This is a genomic window from Vibrio sp. 397 (assembly GCF_033339395.1).
Lineage (GTDB): Bacteria > Pseudomonadota > Gammaproteobacteria > Enterobacterales > Vibrionaceae > Vibrio > Vibrio alginolyticus.
Genome location: NZ_JAWOUN010000005.1, coordinates 186,205 through 212,797, shown reverse-complemented (window position 1 = coordinate 212,797; position 26,593 = coordinate 186,205). Strand labels below are relative to the sequence as shown.

Annotated in this window: 17 protein-coding genes and 3 pseudogenes; 4 read left to right on the top strand and 16 right to left on the bottom strand. The window is 38.7% G+C overall.

Going from position 1 to position 26,593, the window contains the following annotated elements; genetic code table 11:
• Positions 1-59: 59 nt before the first annotated feature.
• Entirely contained in the window at positions 60-2,159 is a 2,100-nt protein-coding gene (locus tag R7P36_RS10595; RefSeq protein ID WP_411978667.1) for a YjbH domain-containing protein, read from the bottom strand.
• Positions 2,160-3,762: 1,603 nt separating this feature from the next.
• A pseudogene (locus tag R7P36_RS10590) lies at positions 3,763-4,237 on the bottom strand (sugar phosphate nucleotidyltransferase).
• Between the two features lie 393 nt (positions 4,238-4,630).
• Here R7P36_RS10590 and R7P36_RS10585 point away from each other — a divergent pair.
• A complete protein-coding gene (locus R7P36_RS10585; RefSeq protein ID WP_029560014.1) occupies positions 4,631-5,665 on the top strand; it encodes an IS110 family transposase in 1,035 nt (344 codons plus the stop codon).
• Positions 5,666-5,959: 294 nt separating this feature from the next.
• Positions 5,960-6,227, top strand: a pseudogene (locus R7P36_RS10580) (IS3 family transposase); the annotation flags it as partial.
• A 75-nt stretch (positions 6,228-6,302) separates the two neighbouring features.
• Here R7P36_RS10580 and R7P36_RS10575 read toward each other — a convergent pair.
• From R7P36_RS10575 to wecA, 11 genes and pseudogenes are all read right to left on the bottom strand, one after another.
• Positions 6,303-7,028, bottom strand: a complete 726-nt coding sequence (locus R7P36_RS10575) for a WecB/TagA/CpsF family glycosyltransferase (protein WP_164666535.1) — start codon at positions 7,026-7,028, stop codon at positions 6,303-6,305.
• The gene (locus R7P36_RS10570; RefSeq protein ID WP_164666536.1) at positions 7,012-8,781 is read right to left on the bottom strand and encodes a heparinase II/III family protein; all 1,770 of its coding nucleotides are present in this window, start codon (positions 8,779-8,781) and stop codon (positions 7,012-7,014) included. The genes R7P36_RS10575 and R7P36_RS10570 overlap by 17 nt, the downstream gene beginning before the upstream one ends.
• A gap of 5 nt (positions 8,782-8,786) precedes the next feature.
• Positions 8,787-9,851 carry a glycosyltransferase family 4 protein gene (locus R7P36_RS10565; protein WP_164666537.1) on the bottom strand — a complete coding sequence of 355 codons (1,065 nt, stop codon included), beginning with the start codon at positions 9,849-9,851 and terminating at the stop codon, positions 8,787-8,789.
• Entirely contained in the window at positions 9,848-11,062 is a 1,215-nt protein-coding gene (locus tag R7P36_RS10560) for a hypothetical protein (protein ID WP_164666538.1), read from the bottom strand. Before R7P36_RS10560 ends, R7P36_RS10565 begins: the two co-directional genes overlap by 4 nt.
• A gap of 28 nt (positions 11,063-11,090) precedes the next feature.
• Positions 11,091-12,128 (bottom strand): glycosyltransferase family 4 protein, encoded by a 1,038-nt coding sequence (locus R7P36_RS10555; RefSeq protein ID WP_164666539.1) that lies wholly within the window; start codon positions 12,126-12,128, stop codon positions 11,091-11,093.
• Complete coding sequence (locus tag R7P36_RS10550; protein ID WP_164666540.1) at positions 12,125-13,201, bottom strand: polysaccharide pyruvyl transferase family protein; 1,077 nt, start codon at positions 13,199-13,201, stop codon at positions 12,125-12,127. The genes R7P36_RS10555 and R7P36_RS10550 overlap by 4 nt, the downstream gene beginning before the upstream one ends.
• Entirely contained in the window at positions 13,189-14,475 is a 1,287-nt protein-coding gene (locus R7P36_RS10545) for a hypothetical protein (RefSeq protein ID WP_318122128.1), read from the bottom strand. The genes R7P36_RS10550 and R7P36_RS10545 overlap by 13 nt, the downstream gene beginning before the upstream one ends.
• A 99-nt stretch (positions 14,476-14,574) precedes the next feature.
• Positions 14,575-15,488, bottom strand: a pseudogene (locus R7P36_RS10540) (ISAs1 family transposase).
• Positions 15,489-15,736: 248 nt separating this feature from the next.
• Complete coding sequence (wecC, locus tag R7P36_RS10535) at positions 15,737-16,996, bottom strand: UDP-N-acetyl-D-mannosamine dehydrogenase (protein ID WP_164666542.1); 1,260 nt, start codon at positions 16,994-16,996, stop codon at positions 15,737-15,739.
• A 14-nt stretch (positions 16,997-17,010) separates the two neighbouring features.
• Positions 17,011-18,135 (bottom strand): non-hydrolyzing UDP-N-acetylglucosamine 2-epimerase, encoded by a 1,125-nt coding sequence (gene wecB / locus R7P36_RS10530; protein WP_318122127.1) that lies wholly within the window; start codon positions 18,133-18,135, stop codon positions 17,011-17,013.
• Between the two features lie 375 nt (positions 18,136-18,510).
• The gene (wecA, locus tag R7P36_RS10525; RefSeq protein ID WP_065274082.1) at positions 18,511-19,590 is read right to left on the bottom strand and encodes a UDP-N-acetylglucosamine--undecaprenyl-phosphate N-acetylglucosaminephosphotransferase; all 1,080 of its coding nucleotides are present in this window, start codon (positions 19,588-19,590) and stop codon (positions 18,511-18,513) included.
• A gap of 1,145 nt (positions 19,591-20,735) precedes the next feature.
• Between wecA and R7P36_RS10520 the strand changes: the two genes are divergently transcribed.
• Together R7P36_RS10520 and R7P36_RS10515 are read left to right on the top strand one after the other, a co-directional pair.
• The gene (locus tag R7P36_RS10520; RefSeq protein WP_318072727.1) at positions 20,736-22,052 is read left to right on the top strand and encodes an MBL fold metallo-hydrolase; all 1,317 of its coding nucleotides are present in this window, start codon (positions 20,736-20,738) and stop codon (positions 22,050-22,052) included.
• A gap of 239 nt (positions 22,053-22,291) precedes the next feature.
• The gene (locus R7P36_RS10515; RefSeq protein WP_048626565.1) at positions 22,292-23,299 is read left to right on the top strand and encodes a sugar transferase; all 1,008 of its coding nucleotides are present in this window, start codon (positions 22,292-22,294) and stop codon (positions 23,297-23,299) included.
• Positions 23,300-23,351: 52 nt separating this feature from the next.
• Here the strand turns inward: R7P36_RS10515 and R7P36_RS10510 are convergent, their stop codons facing one another.
• The 3 genes from R7P36_RS10510 to R7P36_RS10500 are packed head-to-tail and all read right to left on the bottom strand — an operon-like array spanning position 23,352 to position 26,578.
• Entirely contained in the window at positions 23,352-24,101 is a 750-nt protein-coding gene (locus R7P36_RS10510; RefSeq protein WP_082240133.1) for a glycosyltransferase family 2 protein, read from the bottom strand.
• Between the two features lie 9 nt (positions 24,102-24,110).
• On the bottom strand, positions 24,111-25,298 hold the full coding sequence (locus tag R7P36_RS10505; protein ID WP_065275044.1) for a glycosyltransferase family 4 protein: 1,188 nt from the start codon (positions 25,296-25,298) through the stop codon (positions 24,111-24,113).
• The gene (locus tag R7P36_RS10500) at positions 25,295-26,578 is read right to left on the bottom strand and encodes a hypothetical protein (RefSeq protein ID WP_065275043.1); all 1,284 of its coding nucleotides are present in this window, start codon (positions 26,576-26,578) and stop codon (positions 25,295-25,297) included. Before R7P36_RS10500 ends, R7P36_RS10505 begins: the two co-directional genes overlap by 4 nt.
• Positions 26,579-26,593 lie beyond the last annotated feature (15 nt).

The following is a 26,593-nucleotide window of genomic DNA, read 5'->3' as shown; positions in this document are numbered from 1 at the left end:
AACACCGACACTCTCGGTAGAGTACAGTGATTAACTCAAAGCCTAACTAGCAGCACAACTTAATTCAATTGAGTACCCAAGTAGCGCAAATAAGCGTTGCGGATACGCTGCCTGTTCTGCTCAAAGTACTCTTGACCATAACGGCCTCGGTTAAAGTAGCGACGAAGCATACTATTATCCATCACAAGTTCATCCCCTTGGCCTGCCGCTAAGTAATTATAATCATTGCCAACTCGTGTCGTAACGTTGAAATCATAAGCCTCGTTACCACGAACTTGTATCACACTCGGCGACATATCACGCCATGGCGTTAATGGCAGCTTTACCGACACAGTGACAAACTGCTCTTCGTCTGTATCGTTAAACTTCGTCACCTGATAACTTGCAGATACTTCTATGTCTTCAAACCAATGTGATGTCGTGAATTTTGCGCCAACATCCCCCTTCCAAAACTCGCCAGCAGTTGCGTTAAACTGCCAATCCCACTCTGGCATAGAGAATGTGTAACGAGTTAAAAAGGTTTGGCGATCTGGGTTCGCATAACCATTTTTGTCTTTTTCGTCTTGATGTTGGAAATAGCTCATCTCTAATCCCAACCAATGGCTGCCCGATTGAGAGAACCAAGCTGATTCACTACGCGCACCGATATAGTCCGATTTAACCAAGCCTAGAGATACTTGGTTGGCTATATCGACATATGGCAAACGGAAGAACTGATGTACCATTGCACGCTCAATCTCGTTCTCGTATACGCTGTCTTCGAAATACCCACCCTCTTCAAAATCATCACTTTCTGCTAAAGGTAAAATATGACGAACATCTATTGCCGCGCCAGACCATAGGTAGGTGTATAAGTTGCTGGACATGGCAAAAGAGTAATCATACACACCGTACTCGGTTGCTACGCCATGCCTTACCATAGGGGAAAATACGATCTGCGAATCTAAAGTGCCTGAATTGACTCGTTCCGTTTTCCAATCAACCATGTCTAGTCTTTCCGACAAGTCGCGCGTGATAAACTGAATGTCATCACAAGATGCGCTACCATTGACAAAACTTTGATAACAGTTTGAGTTAGACAAAACGCTGACCACTGGTTTTTGGTTGGCAAGCATCACAAGTTCAAATTGATCCGATGCAGCGCCAATATCTTGCGCTGCATTTTGACCAAAATGACTCGATACAATCCCCAGAGCTACACCTAATCCATCTGCTTGATTATGGTTGTATCGACGGTTCTCTAAAGCCACCACGACTCTACCATTGACTAACCCCACTTGAACATTAACGAAACCTTCGTTTTTTAACGCACTCACCAAAGTTGAGATCGAAGCATCTTGAAACTTCTTCTGTTCTACAAAAAGCTTATCTCTCAAAGACATATCGTTTTGAGAAAAGCTAACTGAGCGTGTGTAATCAGATATGAGAGGGATTGAAAAAGCGGCATTCCACACCGTCGCCTCGTCAGAATCATATCCTGAATAAAGCTGATAGCTGAGTGAAGCAGCTATGTCATGTGGCAACACTCCTTTTGGTGTAAAAAATTTCACTGAAGAGTTAAACTCGACAGCATCATATTCCGCTGTGAGTTGCATGAAACGAAATGGCTGATATTCCACACCGCCAAATACCCCATCCATGACTCCTAGCTCGATATCTGAAATACTATAACCAGCAGAAAAACGTAATGGAGCAAAATGGGTTGTGTAATCTCCAACCACATAGTTCGTCTGGAAATGGTTGGCCGCTCCTCCTAAATCCTGAACACCAACGGCAAGGTTGAAGCTATCGACATTCAACCAATTGGGTAACTGATATTTAAATGACATAGATAGGTCGCGGATCCCACATCCCGCTTCCAAAAAACCTCTACAGTTATAAGTTTCAGTCACTATACGTGCATGTGCTTCCAAGCCCTCGAGTACCCCAAGCGAGAACTTAAGTGAATCTAGCTCGTTGATCCGCTCTCGCCATGGTAAACCTTGTGCATAGGTGAAAGAAAAATCACCGAAATTTAACGACTGAGCATTAGGTGTCAACGTTAACCCAGTAAAGCTCTGATTAGAGGGTAAGCGCTCTAACTGTTCAGTTCCCTTTGCTGCCCCTACATAAAAAGGCAATGAACACGCCACAGCCCCCACAGTTATCATTTTTATCATTGATCATGCCACTACTGAAGTTTCAAATACGTAACAAGGAGCCTAAGCACCTCTATTAAACTACTTATTTTTCATTAACTTTACATTTGCATCAAGTTTCATTTTAATTAATGCGCCGTCTACCCAAAGCTAACAACCAAGCTTGATATAAAAACTTCCACACAAATAGCCTCGAAAGAGACATATTTACCTACTAAACCTAGCTCTTCCAATACACATATTGCTACATTATTTTATGCTGAGAGCGGCTTTGATGTTCGCTCACCGTGAACTGAGTGCGTTAGATCAGATGATATGGAGCAAACTCAAGTGATATCGATGTCATGCTAACCTATCTTTACTAGATCAGTTAGAATTTCAATTCGGCGCCTCATCACAAATTACGAACTTTCTTCTCACTCCATCTCCATTGAGGATGCTAAATAAGTATGTGAATACCTCATTTTTCGTAACACCGCTTAAGACTTGAAGGTTCAATTTGTTGGGAGCAGCACGGGTTCTAATGCACGGACGACGTTCACATCGTTGCAAATAAAGTAGTTCGAACGTTTCGCCAAAGCCTTGCCCTCTGCGATGAAGATGTATTTCTCACGGCCAGCGTTGGCATCAGTATCTATCCGCACTACGGCGGCAACAAAGAGGCTCTATTAAAAATGCCGATACCGCGATGTAGCAAGCGAAGAAAGCGAGACGGAACCGTTATGAGTTCTATACCTCGTCCCTCAACCAAGCACTGCAACAACGGACACTTTCATCACAACTTCGCTACTCTTTGCGTCGTGATGAGTTTAAGCTGGTTTCCCCCGAGTTCGACGTTAAAACCGAGCGATAGCTCGCGTGTGAGGCTCTCCTCGGTTGACACCATCAGAACCTAATCAAGCAATGTCACCCGATATTTTCATCCCGATTGCGGAGCGTTCCGATCTGGTCCTCCTCATTGGAGAGTGGGGACTCAAGCACGCGAGTATACAAGCTGGTAAATGGAAAAGAGCAGGTGCGAACCATAGTATAGACATCAATGTGTCTGGCAAACACAAAGGCACCAACGTCAATAAGATTAGCAAGGCTTACTTAAAATAGGCGTTATCTGACGCGGCAGTACTTTATTTTCGCGGTAAGGAACCGCGAAAAGTTGCTCAGTTGTAAACATTCAAGCGTCTAGGCCGATTGTATGACGTCTTTTATTCATGAATTCACTGCGGGATCTCGGCTTCAACACTCCCCCCCCCCCAATAGACTCGTCTTTCCAACTTATTGAGGTCTCAAGACAACAAAAACGCGTCTCACTTCCGCCTCACTACTGAAACGGACGCTACGCTAATACCCTATAAAACAAAGTCAAAAAAGGCTCAAAAACGATCGTTACCAAGGGTTTTGACTGATTGGGGTTTCAATTTGGCATAGCAGGGATCCCTCAAAAAAACAGAGGTACAGAGGTACAAAGGTAACAGTGCGATAAGAAGCGCAGCGAGATCAGATAGCCCACAAAAAGAGAGGAAAGAGATAAAGAAGAGAGAGCACCAGCCATTAAGTTAGTGCTCTGAATAGGCTTAGGCGACTTCAGCGTCAAGCACTTTTTGCTCAGTTTTCGAGACATCGCTTTCTAAGGTTGCTTGTAAATGTTTTCATAGCAATAATTGATGACTTCAATATAGCCTTCCACACTGCCGCAATCGAAACGTTGACCTTTAAATTTATACGCCAACACACAGCCAGATTTCGCCTATTTTAGCAGCGCATCCGTAATTTAGATTTCACCACCCTTGCCAGCTTCGGTTTGTTCAAGCAGCTCAAAAATATCTGGCGTTAAAGTATAACGACCTATGATCGCCAAGTTGCTCGGCGCCGTCCCGGCTTCCGGTTTTTCGATCATGTCATCCACACGGAATAAATCGTCTTTAATCACTAAACCCGAAATCACACCATACTTATGGGTTTCTGACTCAGGAACTTCCTGCACAGCAATGATTGAGCAGCGGCTTGTTCACCACAGGCATCATTTCCTTTGGCATGGATTTCGTCGCAGGAAGAAAACGAGTTCCATATCCAGCGGCTGGGAATAGACATTTTTTAATCATAATTTTTTCTAGCCAATTGTTATTTGTGTATTAACCGTTACCAAAAAAGTCGCGAGTAACACCACATTTGATAAGCCTACGAAGCCAGTCGTGGCAATTGTCATTTTCATTTTTTAGTCGAAATCTGTTTGATTCTTATTTGCTTCTTCTGACGAGATGCATGGCAATCCTAATGAGCCCAACGAGATAACGACTTGGCCATTGTAATTACAATGAAATGATGAAGGGCTTCTTATAGTGTCAAATATCTATCGTTGCAGAATGGCCTATCGCAGAGAACACGACAATCTCAGAAAAGAGCATCAAATCGGCTTTGATGTGATGGACGCACCTCCCTTCTAGCACCGTTGTACCAAACTAATGGTGCAACCAGTAAGAGCAGGAGTAATCATCATGTCTATTAAAGTTGTCGGTATCGATATAGCCAAAAACCTCTTTCAAGTATGCGTGTTGAGTTCTGATGGACAAATCTTGTCAAACCGAAAGGTAAAGCGTGACAAGCTTCTTGATACAGTCCGTCAATTACCAGAGAAAACGGCTATTGCGATGGAATCATGCGCAACTTCGCATCATTGGGGCAGAATATTTCAAGAGCTTGGACATAGCGTAGCTCTTATCCCAGCTCAGCACGTAAAGCCATTTGTTGGGCGGCAAAAGAACGATGCTAATGATGCGAGAGCAATTTGCGAAGCATTTTCTAGGCCTGATATTCATTTTGTTCCTGTTAAGTCTGTTGAGCAACAAGACCTCAAAGCTATACGCAGTGTCCGTAAACGCTTGGTGGAGAACAGAACTGCCTTGTCGAACCAGATCAGAGGACTCGCCGCTGAATACGGAGTGGTTTTCCCTTTGTCTATTAAAGCTTTGCGAAGTCATTTACCGATAGCTCTTGAAGATGCAGAGAATGATCTTTCCCCAGTAATGAGGAACTTACTGCAAACTTTATACTGTGACTTTGTCAGCCTTAGCGAAGAGATAGATGAAATGACCCAAAGTGTCACCATGTTGAGTCAGCAAAATCCAAGGTATGAGGCTATTCGGAATATTCCTGGTTTTGGTCCGATTTTGACAGCGGCACTGATTAGTGAGGTAGGTGCTGGACACCAATTCCAAAATGGTCGCCAGTTCTCAGCATGGTGTGGCCTGGTTCCAAAACAAAATAGTACAGGTGGAAAAAGTTGTCTCGGCTCTCTATCGAAGAATGGTAATCGCGAATTAAGAGCATTACTTATTCACGGCGCTCGCGCAGTGGTTCGGTGTGGAGCTAACAAAGTGGATTCTATGGGAGCATGGTTGAGAGGACTCATTGCACGCCGAGGCAAAGCAAAAGCGATTGTCGCTCTTGCAAACAAGCTCGGTCGGGTAGCATGGCACATCTTGGTGAAAAATAGTGAATACGATATTAATCAGGCCTTTAAGCCTGTTTGATAAAAAATAGCAAGTTCTAAGGAGTTATCCTAGAGAAGCAACTGAGTTTGCAATAGCTGATGAATAAACGGTGAACCATCCTTACTACACTCTGATAACGCAACATGGTTATTGAAACCGAGGCTTTGAAAAGACAGTGAGGGGCGGATTACATCATGGCGCAGGTTTATTATCGGCCTAGAAAGACGTCGGATATATGTTAGCGACCGTATCATTCAATTAGCCATTGCATCCTGAGGTGCGTCCATATATGTTATGTCGTGAATTCTCTTAGCAGTATATCGTTCAGAGTGTCGAGGTGACCAATATTGTTCAAAAGACTATCGATACCTTATAACTGATTATAATCTATGGCAAAATATGGCAGAAAAGTAAACTGTTGGGATACTTGTGTGGAAAGCTTCTTCCATAAAATGAGGGTTGAAGCGAGCCAATAATGATCAGAGACGAGAAGCGCCAAACGATCTTAAATTGCATTGAGGCTGATTATAATCGGACGAGAAGAAACAGTGCTCTTGGCTATCTAAGCCCAGTTAACCATGAACAGCAAAATGTCGCGTAATGTGGTGTCCAGTCTAGCTGGATAAGACCATATATAAGAGTCCTGTTATTTTTGACAACCTCAATATGTTCTTTATTAAAAGTTATTCTTTAAATACAGTTTCAAGAATTTCACTAAACGCTTTTGTCTAAAAATTCTCGTAGGCTGACTCAGAAGTCTATAAAGCCATTCACAATGAATTTTTTGAGCCCAATTCGGCGCTCGCTTTACATTATCTGTAAAGACGTCGAATGTCCCGCCAAGGCCCATCATAAATGCATTTAGACCTTCGTTCTTACACTTGATCATAAACTCTTCCTGCCTTGGTGATCCCATTGCAACACATAAAATCCTTGCCCTACTGTGTTTAATTCTTTGAATCATATCCTCATCTGAATCAAAGTAACCATCATTAAAACCTACTACGTTTACTGAATATTTTGTTAACAGTTTTTTACGAGTTGAATCTACTACACCTTGTTTGGCTCCGAGAAGAAAAACTGGAATATTCTTTCTTCCAGCTTCGATCATAATTGACTCCCAAAGTTCACATCCGGGAATCCTAGATGTATACAAGCCTGTTTTTCTTTTGATAGCCTTAACAACTCCAATTCCATCTGGATATCTAAAGTCGCAAAGGTTAAGTAAATTCTTAATATCATCCGATTCATTCGCCCTAATTATTTTTTCAGGGTTGATGGCAACCGCTACATTTGCGGTTTCAAGACAATGCTCGAACACATAGTCCTTTGCATGTTCAATCGAATGAAAGCAATTAACATCAATATCACAAATGGTAACAACATTAGAACTCAAAGCCATTATCCTTCTTTATTTTGTCCGACGACATCTTAATGATTTCTTCTAACTTTGAGTTATTAAAGTTAGAAATAATTACATATCCAGAATTCTTAAATCTACAAGTCACAACGGCTTTCAATGATGAACTCTTTTCCAGGTAGGTGTTAGATATAGTTACTTGCTCGACTTTGTGTTCAACGCTAGAGCCTTTACTGGCGTAAAGACCATACATTTCATCGTCAAATAGAAATCCTTTCGAATCACTAACGGCATTAACATCCTCTCCTAACACCCATGTTTGTAAAACTTCAAATTCTTCATGGTTGCTGGTATAAACAAAGTCCAGTACCGCGAACTCTTCGTCATGTATATAAATAGCTCGATAAGCCGTGAAAGGCTTAAGATCATTTGAGAACTCAAGTTTTGCAAGAGAATACAGTTCTATTTCGGTTGTATTTACGTCGAGTAATACTGAAAAGTAAGGTTTGTCCCACATGAACTTACCAAGTTCTTTTGCGTGACATTTTTTATTTATTGAAACGGTATTGTGGTTTAGGTTACTCCTAAAGTAACTTCGAATATCTTCAGAAGAGTTATAAGAGTATGTTCCTATGTCTGTAAATAACTTTTTCCCGTCTTTATTAACCAATAAGGACAAAGCATCTAAATGCCCATGACCATAACAAGGTGCCATCCCTAAGGAAGAAAAATTAAATAGACAACTGTATTTATGACTTTCATAGGATAAAAAACCTGACTCTCTGAAAATTTCTTTTTTTCCATTAATATCCGATAAATCGCCCCGCATCGCTTTAAAACCAAAATTTGGAGCAAGAGCAAAACCAGAGTCGCTATCACCTATCTTCTCAAGTCCAAATTGAGAAACTGACTCTAAATACTGCCTAATACTACTAATTCGCTGAGCAATAAGATTTCTATTTTCTTCACTAGACAAGAATGGTTGAACGATTATGGCAAGGTCATGAATGAATTTTAAATACCATGTTGCCTGCTCTTTACTGCCACCATCTTGATAAGTCTGCCTTAGAAATTCACAAGAAAATAAATCAGAGAAACGCGCCCAATCACGCTTTTTGTCAGAGATACTTGCAATTATAATAAGTGCACAAAGCTCTGTTAAAGTATGATTTCCTGCCGAACTATACAAAGATAACCTTTCTGATATTATCTTATAATTTAGATTGTAGAAATTATTCAAGAACGTATCATCTTTGCTATTAGACTTTATTTCATCAAACCTATCTATATAATAGTTGGCAACTAACAACGAAATAACACGCAACGCGACCTCCATAACAGATACGTAGTTCTTGCCTATGTAAGGTGGATTTCGTTCTGACCACTCTTTAACAAAACCAACAAGTTCTGCTTTACTTATACTTCCATTTCTTGACAATGAAACCAATTGCTGAAACCTATGCTTTTCCCAAAAGTTACGAATGTCAAAATTATCATCAGCTATACGGTAATTAACATTAGTAAAAAGTATTGTTTCAGTTTCATTTAAACAGGTATAAATATCATCAAGACTCTCGTTGTTTAAACCATCATAGAAGTAGTCATCCAAATGACTAAAGTTCGCTTTGCCAAATTTTTTAGCAGTATTATTTTCTTTATAAAAACTTGGTAATATTCCCAACTTAAAGAGCAGCTTTATCCTGCTAAATACCAGTTGCTCATAACACCTATGAATAACCTCAAGAAAAGACATTTTCTTAAGGCGATTCACATACCACTTAGTTTTAGCTAGCATTCAGATTAAGCCCCTAATATTTGTTCGAAAACTCTATTTATACCGTGATTTTCTTTTGCTCTTCTAACATTATCTTTCGATATTTCTATTAACTTATTTTCAGTTAAAGCAAAAACATAGTTAGAAGTTTCTCTAGACCATTGTTCTGATTTATTTAACTCAAGAATTAAGTTATCTGTACCGTCAAAGACATCCTTAATTCCACCGGAGTTTGATGAAATAATAACGTGACCTGCATGCATTGACTCTACCAAAGTGATTGGAAGACCTTCGCCATGCTTCGTGGGAAACAAAGTAATATTTGTACTCGCTAAAATACCCACCTTTTCACTGGCATCAACGAAGCCCAAAAATCTTACTTTATCTCCAATGTTTTTTCTATTCGCGTGCTCTTTACACTGTTCGAGATAATCGCCCGTACCGCAAATGCTCAAGCTTGCATCAGGCCGGCGCTTGAGTATTTCACAAAAAATATCAATTGCTTCCAAACATCCCTTATCTTTTGTTATTCGAGACATATACAAAAACTCTAAGGTATTGAATTCCTTTTCTAAATCAAACCCAACAAATAGCTCTGGATCTGCAAATGTTACCGTTCTTTGTGCCACCTCCTTTCGACAAAGGTGGTTGATGTAATCACAAAACTCGCTAGCTAATGCAAAAACCCGACTATTTGAGAACATTGAACGATAGGTTTTTTTTAACAATGTGGAATTAGATATTTTATTTTGATAATTTAAGTCCCAGCCGTGAATTAATATAGTAACGTCTTTACCAAAGAGTTTTGAAATTAGATAAAATATGAAGTCACGAGGCAAAGCATTCTTCTGAAGTGATGGGTTAAGTAAAACTTCATCTTTACCTGATAAAGATTTAAAAAATGACAGATATTGCCAAAGTAAGGACGAAATAGTACTAATCATGCCCTTAGAGCCACCCAATGGGCTTAAGTAGAAATAACTTAGCTCAAACTTATCGCTTGAGTAGTTGTTTTTTATTGTTCTGTAATAGTTTGCAACACCACCTTTTAAGTTAAGGTGAGGGCAAACAATCAAAATTTTCTTTTTCATCTTAGACACCGACTATCACTTTCTTTCAATATAAAAAATGGAAGTGCAAACAGGAAAATCAGACTATAATCTGTAATTAAATGCCTACCCGTTATACTAGATATTGCAAAAAAGGACAGAAACGCAAAAAAAATTCTCTTATCTTGCTTGAAAAGAAACCTGAAGTAATTTAATAACACAGAAATTGTTATTAAAAGTAATATAAGCCCTCCGTCTGTTACAACCATTGCAAGGAGATTGTCCGCAGAGTGAAAACTAACCTCTTTAAATACATCATCCATAAGATTATATGTATTACTATAGATATCATACTCAAAATGATATCTATAGTAATTTAATTCTGAGCCTAACCCACTTCCAAAAAGAAAACTATAGGGATTCGACAGCCATCTATTCAAATACTCTCCCAACTCCATCATTCTTCCAATAAACCCTGGCGACTCAAAGAGTAAAGTCAACTCATTTAGGCGGCCAAGAAAAATACTATTGGAAGAAGTAGCGATAAATGCTACGAATGATAAAGTCAAAACCCCAAGAATAACGAAAGACTTTATATTAAACCGACCAAAAAGGCAGAACAAAAAAAATGCATATGTTAAAAGCTGTGTTCTAGATTGGGATAGAATTAACACTAATAAAAGTGCTGATAAGGCTATTAAAAAAACATACCTTTTTACCACACCTAAGTAAAAGAGTAGGAAAACAACTCCTAATAAATGAAAGGAGTTTCCTATTACTCTCTTTCCAGTTAACACATTTTCCTCATACATTATTCTGTATGGTGTAAAGAAGTCTCTAACTAATGGTACACCTAGCTTACTTAGAATATAAACTGCAACTATGAGTGAAATGCCAATCAAAAGTGGCATGCTTATATCAAATCTCCAAAACTTAAGTTTACTAATCAAGCTAGCAAGAACTAGGTATAAAAACAAATATAACCAGTTTCTTAAGTGCGTTATTGCTTTAGTTATTTCGCTGACTTCATAATTTATATACTGGGAAAGCAAAAACAATATAAATATTAACAATGCACCCAACGACAATTTCGGTAACTTATCAATATTCGCGACAGCAACAACAAAGAGAACTGGGATTATCAGTTCTATAGGTCTAACAAGAAAATTAGTATAGTTGAAAAGAGTAAGTGATATTAAGGTAAGAGATACGAAATAGTAGTTTCCCATTGATTGATTGCTGTTATAAAGCATTATAAATAACCTAAAATTACCAAATAATCTATTTCAGAAATAGCTCTCTATATTTTTCTGCGTGATTGTATGTACTAAAGTGCTTTTCCGCAGCCTTTAAACTCGGAGTAGGCGAAAATTTTTCATTTATTTTACAAGTAACATCATCATGCTCACTAATTATTGCACCTGTATTTTTTAGACTTTCATAATAGCTCTTCACAGCTGGTGACATTATGACCTTCATACCGCAAGATAGGTATTCTGCTAGTTTGATAGGCGAGGCAACGGCATTGACTATGGATTCGTCTCGAAGTAAAAAGCCAAACTCTTTGTCATTTAAAAACTCGTTCACCTCTATTGGCGATTTAAAAGAATAAATAAAGATTGATTTCTTAACCTTTTCAGAAACACCTACGCGTTTTAAAACATCTTCTAACTCTAAAACATCTCTAGTTGCAATATGAAGTGTAGCGTCTTCATTGGTGGATACTATATTAGAAAAAATTTCTATCATTCGATCAACTTTCTGCCAAGCACTCATTCCTCCAACATAGCAGAAGCTATTTTTAATTTTTTCTTGATATTCGTACCTAAAATCAGAAGAGCATGGAATAACGAGGTGGCTTTCTTTAGGTGAGTACTTATCCTCATAATACTCTTTCATATAGTCTGAAACAAATATCACTGTATCAGCCACTTTATAAGAAAAATATTCAAGTAGCGTGTACAGCGCAAACCTGTGCAATCCTTGGTTCTTCATCTTAGACTCTTGAGGCAGTTCACCTTGAATCCAATAAATAACCTTACACCTTGATAGACCTACTTTAGCTTTTAAAACCGAGTAAATATCGGGGCAAAATACGAAATTCCTAACATCATTCAACTCCTTAGCACTTTTTCTACTATATTGAATAATGTTGCAATTAACATTTTCAAGAGCAGTATTCAACTCACTCTCAACACCTTCATCATGTAACGCAATGCACTCACCACCAGAAGAAAGAATAGTTTTTATATGCCTAACCATTGCATTGATAACGGCACCTTTATTTTTATGACCTCTAAAGTCGAATATAATTTTCACGAGAATTTAGCCTTTTCGATGACCTGTTTAATGGCATTAATACTATCCTTGGCAGCTCTAAAGCTTGAATTATTCGACTTTATTATTGCATCACAATAATCCGAGTAATTTGCTTTTATACTATTATATACGTCAATCACTCTTTCCTTTTCACTATCAGGATCAATGATATTATCGAAATCGAAAAGATCAGCATAATACTCTAACTTCCTATCTATTGATATTATGGCAAATGGTTTATTTAATAATGATGCGAATATTGCACCGTGAAACCTCGCCGTGATAAACATATTGTGTCTGTTAAGTTCCAGCATGAACTCTTCAAACCTAGATTCATCATCATACCACTCTAGAAAATCAACTCCCGCTGTCATTAGTTTACTTCGGGATTTTTCATCTTCCTTGCTAGAAAAAATAATAAAACGAGAGGAAACCCCCAACGCCTTTAATTCTTTTGCTGCGGCTATAAGCTTATCGGCATAATCAGTTTCTCTATACCCCCAATCTCTTACTATAAAGCCAACATCATAGCAACCTTTCTCTGTATTAGCTTTCTTTGCAATATCATTGAACCTCTCTGTATAGAAGCAAAGATCTACATACTTACTTGCTGCGATACCCCAGTTTTTGCAGTGTGCCAGGCTAAAGTCATCTCTAACATGAACAACTTCGGCTGTTTCTATTATAGACTTTGTTTTTCTTTCTACATCTTTATCTACAAATGGGCCTAAACCCATTCCAATCATTATTTTTAAACTAGAGTCTGGTTTCATTTTTCTAAACTTAGATTTAATAACTCTGAGTAACTTTCCTTTTTTTAAAACATATTCTAGTTTTTTAAAAAAACTATGTTCAGAAAATGAAAAGAACTGAGTTCCTCCACCATAAAAAACCATATCGTAGTTGTCCAAGCATGGCTTAAATAAAGAATATTGTGTAAGATATCTCTTATCTACATCACAATATAGATTCGCACTTGGATATTGCTCTCTAATTACATCTATTGCAGATACAAGTAAAGCGTCGTCACCAAAGTTACCTTTTCCATAGTAACCTTTAATTAAAATATCCATTGAATAGCACCTGATAAATGACCGACAACAGCCAAAGCCGAATAAAGAAGTAAGAAACTGATCATTATTACTCTGAAACTTTCTTTCAGTCTAAAATAAATAAAAATTAGTGATGTAATTCCAGATATTAAATGTGAGTATAAAAAAGCATTAGCATAGCTATTAACACTCACGCCTAACTTAAAGAAAAAATATAAAAAAACAGCTCCCCATATAGCGTTGCTAAGTACGGAGAACCATGCACTACTATTAACGTAAACAAACCGACCAACCAACTGCTTAAATATAACGATACTAGCAGTCAGCAATAGCGTGGTTTGTAATTGATAAAAATAGGGGTTGCTATACTTCTCCCCTAGTAAATAAGATGTTAGTTCCGACCATATTAATAAAGGTAGTGGTAGAAGTATTGCGAATAAAACACCACCTACCATTGCTTTAGTTAAAGTATCTTTTGACTTGTCATAAACAAACTTATTAACTATTGGGAATGAAGCCTGCTGGCCAATTATAGCTACTAAATTATATATTAAGAATGCGGAGTTAAAATAAGACAACTCTAAAAAGCCACCACTTGCATTATATACCTCACCTTGTGCTATAAAAAAGCCAGCAGATACCATTAATCCGGACAAAAAGATGGGTACAACATCTACCCATATATTTGGCTTTGTTTTAATTCTTTTAATTTCCTCAACCACATCATTTTTTAACAGAATGCTGACTAATGTAATAGTAGCAATAAGCCAAAACATACTTATCGATACAATAGCACCCCAAAATCCAAAAAACCATGTAACCAAAAATACTGATAACAAGTATACAACACCTTTAAAAGCATTGTACTTAGCTAATAATCCATATTTTTCTTGTCCGCTATACTTTCCTACGGCATACGACTCTATAATCAGACTAACTCCGTACCCGAAAAAAACTATAGCAGGTAAAAAGTTTTCTATCCCAAAATAGTTTATATATATCAGTATAAAAAATGAGTAAGCAACACTAGATATAATGGATATAATTAATAGAAAGTGACCATCAGCCAATGTATTACCTAAATTTCTTTCCTTAGACTCATTTTTTGTTAAGGCAAAGATAATTGAGTTAGAGAGCGCATTGGCATAGCTATTAACTGAATTTATTATTGATGTTAATCTTCCGAAATCTTCGTTTGTAAGTATCCTAGCTAGGATAAATAATGTTATTGCATGAGAACCTTTACTAAGCAATATACCTATTAGGTTCTTCAACCCGTTTTTAATTATTCTCATATAAATTAAGCGCTAGATTTTAATCTAGCCTCAGTTGTTTACCATATACCTTTGGTATGAATAACAATACAGCTCACGAAAACCACATGAACATCACAGTCACTTTAGGGTTGCATGAACCTTGCTTAAGTAGTTTTCACCCATGTCATACTTCCATCCGTTTACGTTTAATGCCACCTTAAAATGTGGTTTCACTCTTTAACAAGTCCAAACACAACTGCCTGATCCTCGCAAATACCTCTGCACACCCATTAAATATAATATTTTGATTTAAATAACAAAATACTTACCCATAGATCAATACATAACATCCAATAAGAACTGGTCGCTTCTCGTTCTCTAGTTCAAATATAATAGCGAACACTCACATCTTGCTCCGTTACTGTCGCTGATTCTTGGCGAATTGAAGCAACGATACCTGTTGATTTTAACCCAGGTCATTCATGCTCAATATCAACTAATACTGACAAATCACGATTCACTAGAGCCACTCTCGTTTCGATTCTACGCAGCTTTTTATGTGTAATGTATGAACTGCCAGTAAATAGTCCGCTTCTTTATCGAGAACTTTCTGCGCTATTTTATTTTGCGAACCATTGATTCTATAGTAACCGAACAACCACTTATGTCCAACAAGTCAAATTGCTTGGGGATTACGGTAATTTCGTTATTTTTCTATCCTCCTTCTACAATGCGATATTCATTCTATTCGCAGTCACAAAAGCGTTCACCATATGAATAATTCCTTTGCCGTTTGATCGCTCATAAGAACCACTTAAGGTCTTGCCATTAATCATTCTCAAGACTCGGGATAGCATATCACCAATGGAATATCGGACTAAAAATCACCTTATTAGTTTCAAGAAATCCAAGCGAGCATTGCCGAAGTCGATAATATTACCATACGACTCATAACCCGAAAAAACGGCACAAATCATCAGCAAGATAATGTCTAATAATTTGTGCTCGACTTTATTCTTTAGTCAATTATCTTTAATGATTTGAAAGTATATAAACGGGTTAAATTTATCGCTCCTATTTAGGATACTAAGTACTATTTAAAATAGTAATAATCTACAAGACGAATTTTTATTTCCTGAAGTTACATTAACAAACATAGAATATCGACAGATTTTAACATGGATTATTAATACCTCTCAAACCTTTGCATAGTAACGTCTTTACACTTCTTTCCTACACTGCTAGTCAGAAATAAAACATATTCTTTGATCACTAGTATCAACGCTGGAGCTAAGCTATTTTACCAGATCCCTTTTGTATCGATAACAAATGCATCATTCAATTTTATTTTTTTAAACTGCTTATGATCGACTAACATTACATGTATGTCTGTTTTAGACAAAGATTCATCAATAGTTACTAAACGGATATTTTCTTCGTTCAAAGATACGATATTTGGTTCAACAGCCAATACTTCAGATGAGTGCTGAATTGCAATGGTTCTTGCAATGGATAATGCTGGGCTTTCACGCAAATCATCAATATCAGGTTTAAACGCTAAACCATAACAAGTAATAGTGACATCTTTCGCAGTCTTACTCGGGTTAGACTGTAAAAAATCAGCAATCGCAACTTTAACTTTTTCAATAACCCACTCTGGTTTGTAATCATTTACTTTACGAGCAGTGTGAATAATTTGAGCTTGATTAGGAGTTTTCGAAACAATAAACCATGGGTCAACAGCTATACAGTGACCACCGACACCAGGACCTGGTTGTAAAATGTTCACGCGCGGGTGGCGGTTAGCCAAAGCGATTAACTCCCACACATCAATATCCAACTCATCACATATAATTGAAAGTTCGTTAGCAAAAGCGATTTGAACATCACGAGAGCTGTTTTCAGTTAATTTCGCCATTTCCGCAGTTCTTGCGTTAGTAATTACGCATTCTCCCATGACGAATGTTTTATACAACTCAACAGAACGCTCTGAACAACGCTTTGTCATACCGCCGATGACACGGTCATTTTGAACCAATTCTGTAACGACTTTACCTGGTAACACTCGCTCAGGGCAGTGTGCAACGTTAATGTCGGCTATTTCACCTACTTGTTGTGGAAATGATAAGTCATCACGGTATTCTGCCAACCATCCGGACAATTGCTCAGTTGCACCCACTGGTGAGGTTGACTCTAGAATAACTAAGTCGCCCTTTTTTAACACTGGTGCAATGGCTTTAGCCGCGCTGTGGATATAACTTAAGTCCGGCTCAGGAATGTCCCCTTCGTTACATGGTTTAAATGGTGTAGGCACGGCTATTAAAAAAGCATCTGCAGACTTCGGGGCAGTAGTCGCTTCAAGATAACCCTGTTGCACAGCCGCGCTAACTAACATGTCTAAATCAGGCTCAACAATATGTATTTCGCCTTTATTAATGGTATCCACCGCATGCTGATTTACATCAACCCCTATCACTTTTTTCTTACGGGAAGCAAACATGGCCGCAGTTGGCAAACCAATATAACCAAGACCAACAACTGAAATCGTTTCAAATGACATAATTTTTCCTAAACTTAGTTTACTAATTCGTTTAAAATTCTTTCACAGGCTTTGCCATCACCGTAGGGGTTGTGCGCAAAACTCATCTCTTTGTATGCTTCTTTGTCATTTAATAGTGAATCGAGACTGGACGTGATTTTTTCTACGCTAGTACCAACTAATTTCACTGTACCTGCGGCAACAGCTTCAGGACGTTCTGTTGTATCACGCATAACTAGTACTGGTTTACCAAGAGATGGAGCTTCTTCTTGAATACCCCCAGAGTCCGTTAGGATGATATGGGAACGACTCATTAAGTAGATAAATGGAAGGTATTGTTGCGGTTCAATTAACAACACATTTTCAACATCTCCTAAAATTCGGTTAACTGGTTCGCGAACATTAGGGTTCAAATGCATTGGATAAAGAATTTGTACATTTGGGTGTTGTTTCGCCGTTTGAGCTAATGCCTCGCAAATACGTTCAAAGCCGCCACCAAAACTTTCTCTTCGATGCCCCGTTACCAATATCAATTCTTTGCTGTCATCTAAGAATGGAAATTGTGCCGCTAATGTCGCACTCAAATCGCTGTCAGATTCGATTTTGTCTTTAACCATTAGCAGCGCATCAATAACCGTATTACCCGTAACAAAAATGCCTTCTGGTGCGAAGTTCTCACGTAGAAGGTTCTCTTTTGACGTTTCTGTAGGGGCAAAATGATACTTGGTAAGTACACCAGTCAAACGACGATTGGCTTCTTCCGGCCATGGCGAGTATATGTTACCTGTGCGAAGGCCTGCTTCCACATGACCGACTTCAATTTGTTCGTAATATGCGGCTAAGCTAGCAGCAAAAGTCGTCGCCGTGTCTCCATGAACCAAAACGACATCTGGCTGAAATTCTTGAAGGATAGGCTTTAGCTCTTGTACTATTCGAGCTGTCACATCATTGAGCGTTTGACCCGCTTTCATCAAATTCAGATCATAGTCCGGCGTGATCTCGAATAGCTCGAGTACCTGGTCTAGCATTTCTCTGTGCTGAGCAGTTACGCAGCATTTTGCTTCAAAGCGATCATCTGCTGCTAATGCGTGAACAAGAGGGGCCATTTTTATAGCTTCTGGGCGAGTGCCAAAAACCGTAAGGATTTTCTTTTTAGTCATTAATATTTCCTAGACAACCTAATGCCCCTAGACATAAGGGACATATAATATGTTTACATTTATCAACACGAGACACGTACAACAAAACGTACTGGCGTTATCAAACCCAACGTTTGCAGCCAGCGTTTTTCTTGTTGATTTTTGTTGTCTGTGTTTATTACCGCATGCCCATCGTGTTAAATAGAAGCGGTTTTTCGAGAAGTGTCTGTAGAATTCTTCATCTTAAATCGTGAAGTTTTTCTACTTTTTATCTCAGTATACTTTCGATACTGAGACAACTTTTATTCATTTTGAGACAGTTAGTTTTAGCTAACTAACTATAATTGCTTGATTTGTCCTATTTTAGCTCCCTTGCCCCAATAGGCTTTTTAACTTCTACTTAGACGTAAACTGCAGTCCTAAAGTATGAAATAGCTTATTGAACCAAGAAGAAATGCGCCAAATATGGCTAATTACCGAAAAATAGCACGTAAACAAAATCAAGAAAGCAATAAACATTATTGATTCACTAATGCCAACAAAATCAGCCCACAAACCGATAGCGGCACAAGTTGATGCCAACGAACAGATGAAAATTAACGTAGCACCTGGAGAAAGCCCGATACGCTGACAAATATGATGTAGGTGCTCTCTGTCTGGTTGGAATGGTGACTGACCTTTACGAATACGACGGATCATAATGGTTGCCATGTCCATCAACGGTAAAGCTATCAACCATAGTGCTGTGACTGGCTTGAAGGCTACAGCTCCTGGTTCTTGCGTGCCGCGAATCAGCATCCAGACCACGGTAAAGCCGATAAACATACTGCCTGCATCACCCATGAAGATCTTAAAGCGGCGACCAAGTGGGAAACCTAAGTTCAGGAAGATATAAGGGAGCATCGCAGTCACGATCAATAAACAGATCGTGGCTAAGTATTCGTTTCCGTTGTAGACAAATACAACACCTAATGCTGTAAAGGTGACAGAGGCTAACCCGCCCAGCAAGCCGTCTATACCATCAACCATATTAAATGCGTTAATGGCGCCTATTACCGCAATCACGGTGATCACCGCGCCAGTAACTTCATTCAGGGCAATGGTTTCGCTTCCCATTAAGTAGCCTAAATCGTGTAAGCTGTGGCCTCCGATGTAAATCATCGCAAGGGATATTCCTGCTTGGATAATAAGGCGAATTTTGAAACTTACATCATAATAGTCATCTAATGCGCCGAGCACGATGAGTACAGCCGAACAAGATAAGTAGAGTGATAGGTTGTCATTCATTGGTAAGAACAGAAGGAACCCCACCAATATAGTAGAGAAAATGGAGATCCCTCCTACAAGTGGCACCACACCTTGGTGAAGCTTTCTTGCATTGGGTTTATCTACTAGACCTACGTGCTTAGCGACCTTGCGCATAACAAAAAGTAGAACGAACGACAAAATAAATACAAATAAATATGCATTATTCATGATAGCCAACTGTGTTATTAAATAAGTTTGAAGTAAATCTATAACGCATCCGACTGATTCCCTTTACGGATTCCATTGCATCACAGGTCCGATACTGCTGATTCTTTTTCGCTCATATCTGAATAAGCCGAACCCAAGAACAAGCAGGTGATTTTTTGGCGTGACAAAACCACATTAGACAACATGGGTTGTAACGCACAGCAAACGCTAATTTTTAATATTGATATGTAAGTAACTGAATCACTCCGATACTCGCTCATGACGGTCACGGGTTCATAGCTTTTTATAGGCAGGCCAAATACAAAGCTTGTATATGCTAACTAACGGTTTGGGCCGACAGTTAACTACTTCTACACGCTTAGTGCTTGGTTTTGATAGGTATGAGAAATGGAGATTTAAATTGTAACCTATGCCTAACCAACATTTGCTCGCCACTTTGTTAGCTTTGAGCGTCCCTCTGACAAAAGGGAATTACATAAATTTGTAATAGTTCTCGTTTTTTATAAATCAATCTTGCCAGAAATGCACTTAGGTGCTTATTGTTATTGAACATTCTTTAGTTTGACCTCTTTCTTTTATTAGGAAGGAGGCTTCACCGATGATTTGGGCACGCTACCGCCCCTAGGTCTGGCTCCTAGAAGCAAGTTTTTGCACGTAATGTGAACGGTTGCATTTCCAAACAGGAGACGAATTGTATAGTAAACACGTTGCAACTAAAAGTAGAACGTGTAAAAAGCTTACAAAAAAATGTCTTTTTTCTGACACTTATTCCGTCATAAATGTGGCGTGTTTTATAAGATTATAATTATCAGACACTCATTTACGCAGCGAGCACTAAACAGCCAGTGACGCTGATTCCAAAAGCTTAAATGAAAATAGTTGCAATAATATGAATTGCATCACAAGCGGTTGCAATGAAACGTAGTCAAATTTATGACGAATATCTAAGTCTCTCTAAACTTTCAGTTTTGCCATTTTCTTTCTCCTATTTTGCTTGCCTACAATACGCTCACTTATTCACTATCTGCCTGCTTACCCTACCTACTGAGCGATTTACCGAATCGCTGCCAAGTAGTGAGGTTTGACTATGTGTAAAATAGATACTCACAAGTGTAAGCTAGCAAAGGTAAAAGCGTCGTTTTGTTATGAAAGTACTGCACCACGGTGGGAAAAATACGGTTACTGGCTCTTGCCACGAGCTCGTGTTACAAAATGGAAGTGTGCTGATCGACTGTGGTTTGCTACAAGGCCAAGACAATACTCAGCAGCAGAGTTTGGGTATCGACTTTTCTATCGCTCATCTCAAAGCGGTAGTGCTGACTCATTCTCATATCGATCATATTGGTAGGCTGCCCTGGCTATTAGCAGCTGGCTATAAGGGCCCTATCTACTGTACGGAAGCCACCGCTGAGCTCGTGCCGCTTATGTTAGAAGATGGTTTAAAGCTCCAATTGGGTATGCGACGTCATCAAAGAGAGAAAGTGCTCGATTTTATTCGAGCGCTTATTCGTCCTTGTCCTTACTCAGTGTGGGTAGAAATAGAAGAGAGTACTTCTCTTCGCTTTCAACCTGCTGGGCACATTTTAGGCTCAGCATATGTTGAATTTCATTTATCAAACCAGGAGGCTGTTGTTTTCTCTGGGGATTTGGGACCTCGCAACACACCTCTCCTACCGGATCCCTTATCACCGGAAAAAGCTGACTACCTGTTTATCGAGTCGACTTACGGCAATAAAATTCACGAGGATGTAGAGTCTCGCAGCAGGAGATTACTTTCTATTATTGAGCACGCCCTTGGGGATGGTGGCGTAATTGTGATACCAGCTTTTAGTGTCGGGAGAACCCAAGAGTTACTTTTTGATATAGAGCAGCTTATACATGAGCACGCTTTGCAAGATTCACTGCCTATTATTCTCGACTCTCCTTTGGCTAAAAAGGTGACCAATACCTATCGCCATTTTAAAAAACTTTGGGGATCTGAAGCGAAAGAGCGACTCGATCATCATCGACACCCGCTCGCGTTTGACCAATGCATTACGATCGAAAGCCACGCAGACCATTTACAGCTCGTTAACCGTCTCGCAAGTACATCAGAAGCCGCTATCGTGGTTGCAGCCTCCGGAATGTGTGAAGGTGGCCGTGTCGTCAATTATTTGGAAGCTTTACTGCCTGATGAAAGAAATGATGTTCTATTTGCTGGCTATCAAGCGGAAGGGACTTTAGGTCGGCGTATCCAGGATGGAGAAGAAAGTGTATTGATTGAAGGTAAGCGCGTGAAAGTGAAAGCTCAAGTTCATACGATGTCAGGCTACTCTGCGCATGCCGATATGAACGACTTAATACAATTTGTAACTGCCATTCCTACTCCTCCTAAAGAGGTTCACCTTATACATGGTGAGGGAGATTCGAAAAAAGCGCTTTATCAAAAACTAATCAACCTCGGATATAACTGCGTAATATAGTGAATTAGATAATCATTTAATTTCGAGGCAACATAATATATCGCAAACATAGTTTGTCGAATTCATTGATATAGTTACGTCAAGATTCAAAAACAAGCCATAAGTAAGGACTCAGGTTCAAGAAAATTAACAAAGTTACAAGCATGTTCTGGATTAAGGGATATAATTTCTATACGAATTAAATTATAATCGCCGACTTGTAAGCAATTGGCTAGTCGAAAACAACTTATTCCATTCCTATGACAGACAGTATGAGCGACACGCTTCAAGAACGAGAAGCTTCTGAATTAACTAAAAATAATTCTATCAGCATAACATCAGCATTGGACGAGTTATCCGCAAGTGAAACAGACGCTTGCCTTTATATCTACTGTCCAAAAGAAGACGAAGCAAAGATTGCTCAAGTACTTAAGAGACACCCTGAGATTAACGCACAAGTTAATAACTATGCTCTTAGGGATTTCAAGAGTAAAACGCTTTGCCACTTCAAAAGCTCACATCTAAACCCTGAGCAGCAAGCGTTTCTTGTAGCTGCGACAGAACTAGGTGCTTGGGTTGAGCCTCTAGTTAGCTACTTTGATCGTTCACTTGGCTACACTGAAACTGAGCTCTTGCATAGCGGCTACTTCTTACACCAAAAAGCTTTTTCTATCCTCTCTAATCGTAAGAACAGCTGGCAAAAGCGCTTCATCGATCTCTTGTTTGTTTTTATGCTGTCATGGGTTGCTATCCCAGTAGGGCTTATTACGGCACTGCTCATTAAGCTTGAGTCACCAGGTCCGGTATTCTTTAAGCAGCGTCGTACTGGCCAATATAATGAAGAGTTTGAAGTGATCAAGTTTCGCTCGATGCGAAACGATGCGGAAAAGAACGGTGCCCAATGGGCGACCAAGAACGACGCTCGCGTAACGAAAGTCGGCTGTTTTATTCGTAAAACTCGCATAGATGAGCTCCCTCAGTTAATCAATGTACTAAAGGGAGAGATGTCGATGGTTGGTCCTCGTCCAGAACGCGAGGTGTTCATCTCTGAATTGGAAAAAGCCATTCCTTACTACCGCTTTCGTCACGCCGTTAAACCAGGGGTAACTGGTCTAGCTCAAGTAAAATACCCTTATGGCGCATCGGTAGAAGACGCTATCTGGAAGCATAAATACGATATCTACTACATCAAACACCAAAACTGGATGATGGAAGTGAAGATTCTTTTCCTTACGGTTAAAACAGTGTTGTTTGGGATGGGGCGCTAGAAAACGAAAACAAATAAATAAAAAAGGGCTATCAGTATAGGCCCTTTTTTGTTTATAAAAACTTAAAAAAGTTTCGCCTTACTACGTTAAGGGCATACTGCGAGAAATAGTAACTGCTCACTAAGGCATTTAGCTCTAGCTCTTCTCGATAAATTCGCCATTGCCATTTTGCTGCCCGTAGCTTATCTGAAGAAACAGAACTCGAAGATAGCCGATATCGCGCCAATGGTTCCTGAACACAGTATACGTTTCCACCTTTTTTCACCAATTCTAGCCACATAATATAATCTTCGTGACCTTGATGTTTTTGAGGCACAATACCAAGTTTATCTCTATTATAGATACCAGTAAGGTTGCCGATGCAGTTTCCTCTCAACATTTTACGAAAGTTGAACTCTTTTGGAAACTGGCGATAGGAAATCGGAGCTTCCCAATTCTCATCTACAAATACAGAGTAATTAGAGCAAACAATATTATATCCACGTTCGAGTACAGCGACTTGCAGCTCTAGCTTCTTAGGCTCCCATAGATCATCTGCATCAAGAAATGATACATATTGACCGTTGCATACAGATAACCCGAAGTTTCGGGGAGATGTTGGGCTTCCAGTGTTAGAATCCAGTTGATAGAACTTTATTCGTTCATCGTCAACACTTTTCACAACCGAATAAGTTTGGTCCTTAGAGCAATCATCCACGATAACTAGCTCCCAGTTTTCATAAGTCTGAGCCAATACTGAATTAATTGCACCAAGTATCGTTTTTTCGCCGTTGTATACAGGCATTATTATGGATACAAGCATTTCTTACCTTTACTCAATATCTGCGACTAAATCTTGTGCTAGCTTGTCCCAGTCAAAAAGAGCGGATAACTCAAACGCACTTTCTGAAAGGAGTTTATAGTCATTCGACTCTACAGCTGGCAGTGAAGCAACGGAAGCTTTCATAGTATCACGATCGGTACTTTTGATAAAAATGACTCCTCTATCCTGCATCAGTTCTTTAGTTGCTGTCAGTACACCTGATTCAAATGCCAAAACAGGAAGAGAGCAAGAAATGGCCTCGAGAATAGTCTGACCTAACGGCTCATAAGTAGAAGACATAAAGAAATAATCTGAAGATTGATAAAAGTTCTTAACATCACTACGAGCTCCAAAGAACGTTACACTTTGTTCGACACAAAGTGAACTTGCAAGCTCCTTTAAATTATCAAGCTCCGGCCCATCACCAACTATGACTAAATGACAGTGTTCATTGCTCTCCATCGCTTGCAGTGCTAACTCAAAGCCTTTCGCCTTCACGCAACGTCCCACACAAAGCAAAATTACTTTATCGTGTGGTAGGCCCAAAAATGCCTTAAGAGAATCCTTCTCTTCTCCGTAAATAGGAAAGAAAACTGATTTATCGACACCTGGTTTTGTCAGAGAAATTTTTTTAGCGATAGACCCAGAAGAAAAACTTGAAGAGACTTCCTGAGCTTGCTGCAACATATTATGAGAAAAGACACATACAGACTTACTAAACCGTAATGCAGCATAATCAAACAGCATATGTAGCTTACGTCTCAAAGTAAGCGTAAAGCCCCCATTGGTCATATTCTCTTTAGCTGACTGTCGATGGCTAAAGCCTGGGGCTAAGTAAACGTTTTTTTCAGCAAAAAGCAAATTGACGAAGAAACAAACAAATTGATTTCGACAAACAGATTTATCTATTGGATATTTGTATTTTATCAGTGCCAACGCCCAAACAAGATCCAAAATAAACAAAGGGAAAAGCATCATGTTTAGATACTTATTGACAAAGAATTTACGTCTAAAACGAACTAACGTGACGCCATCTTCCCCCCCAAATCGCTCAAACTTTTTATCAAAATAGGCAGACGCCAAAATGATCACATTGTCACCATTGCGCTTGTAGGATTTAGATAGATAACGTAATGAGTTTTCAACACCACCATAGCAGCCTTCATAGGATAGTGATGACAGTAAAATAGTTTTCAAACTGACCTCTTTACAGTTCTTTTATGAATTAACGCGTAGGTAACGCCCAAACAACCAAAGTAAATGAATGGAATTCTAGATTGATCTATTACATTGTTACCAAAACCGGCTGGTATAACAGACACAAACAGACCAAACAGCAACACCTTGTAAAGTTTTTCTAGCTCAACCTTTTGAAAAGCAAGTATAACAATAGGAAATATTATCCAGAAAAATAGAATCAGCACGGAAAGAAAGCCATACCTAAAAAGATATAGGAAGTATAGAGACTCAAACTTCAAACCAGATGCTTTGAATGAACCAAATCCCATCATCAATTCAAGCAAGTTATTTTCCAACATATCTAAAGCCACTTTAGCTTGATATATTCTTATTTGACTTGATTTATCTCCATCCCCAGAAATTATCTTAATAATTCCATTTAACAAGTATGAAAAATCATCAAAATAGAATAGCACGATAATTAGCGCGAATATTGCCACTGAAGCAGGAAAGAAAAGAAACCTAACGTGATAACCAATACTTTTTCTAATCTTATCTCGATTAACGATAAATAAAGAAGCAAACAATGCTATTGTTGTTGCAACAAGAAAACTTGCAAAGCCTGATTTACTTTGACCAAAAAGAATCGTTATAAATAAAACTGAAATGCAAACCAAACGATATACCTTACCTTCTGTTACGAACTTCATGATTAAGTACATTAATGGCAGAACAGCGACAAAAGCAAAATCATATGGGTTTTGGAACGTTCCTGTAAAACGGCGAGTAGATAACAAAGAGGCTTTTGCATAGAATGCCATCACTTCTCGCCCAAAGTGTTGGTAAAAGAGCAAACAAATGAAGCTAAAAAAGGCTGTAGCTAATATAAATCGACTAAAGAGCTTAAGTATTTTTTCTGGTATTACAATATCAAACTTAACAAGTAAATAAAAAAGCAAAAAAGATATCGTATAGTACACTGGCCTAAACAATTCGAATACATCAGAGAAAATAACTCTGTTATTAATAAAGTTACCGGAAATTGTTAGTATAAGGTACAGAAACGCAATAATTAAAAAAACATTAATTCCAAATTCAAACTCAAACCCATAATCTCTGACAATAAAACATATCGTTAGCAATGAAAGAGAAAGCATCATCAAGTTGATCATCATCACCCCCGTATCACCTGTACTTTCAAATATATTATTGAAAGTAGGAAAGAAGAAGTTTATTAATAACAATAACTTGATAATCGTTTCGTATTTTATTTTAAGAAATATCCTTTCATTATTCATATATGACTCATAAAT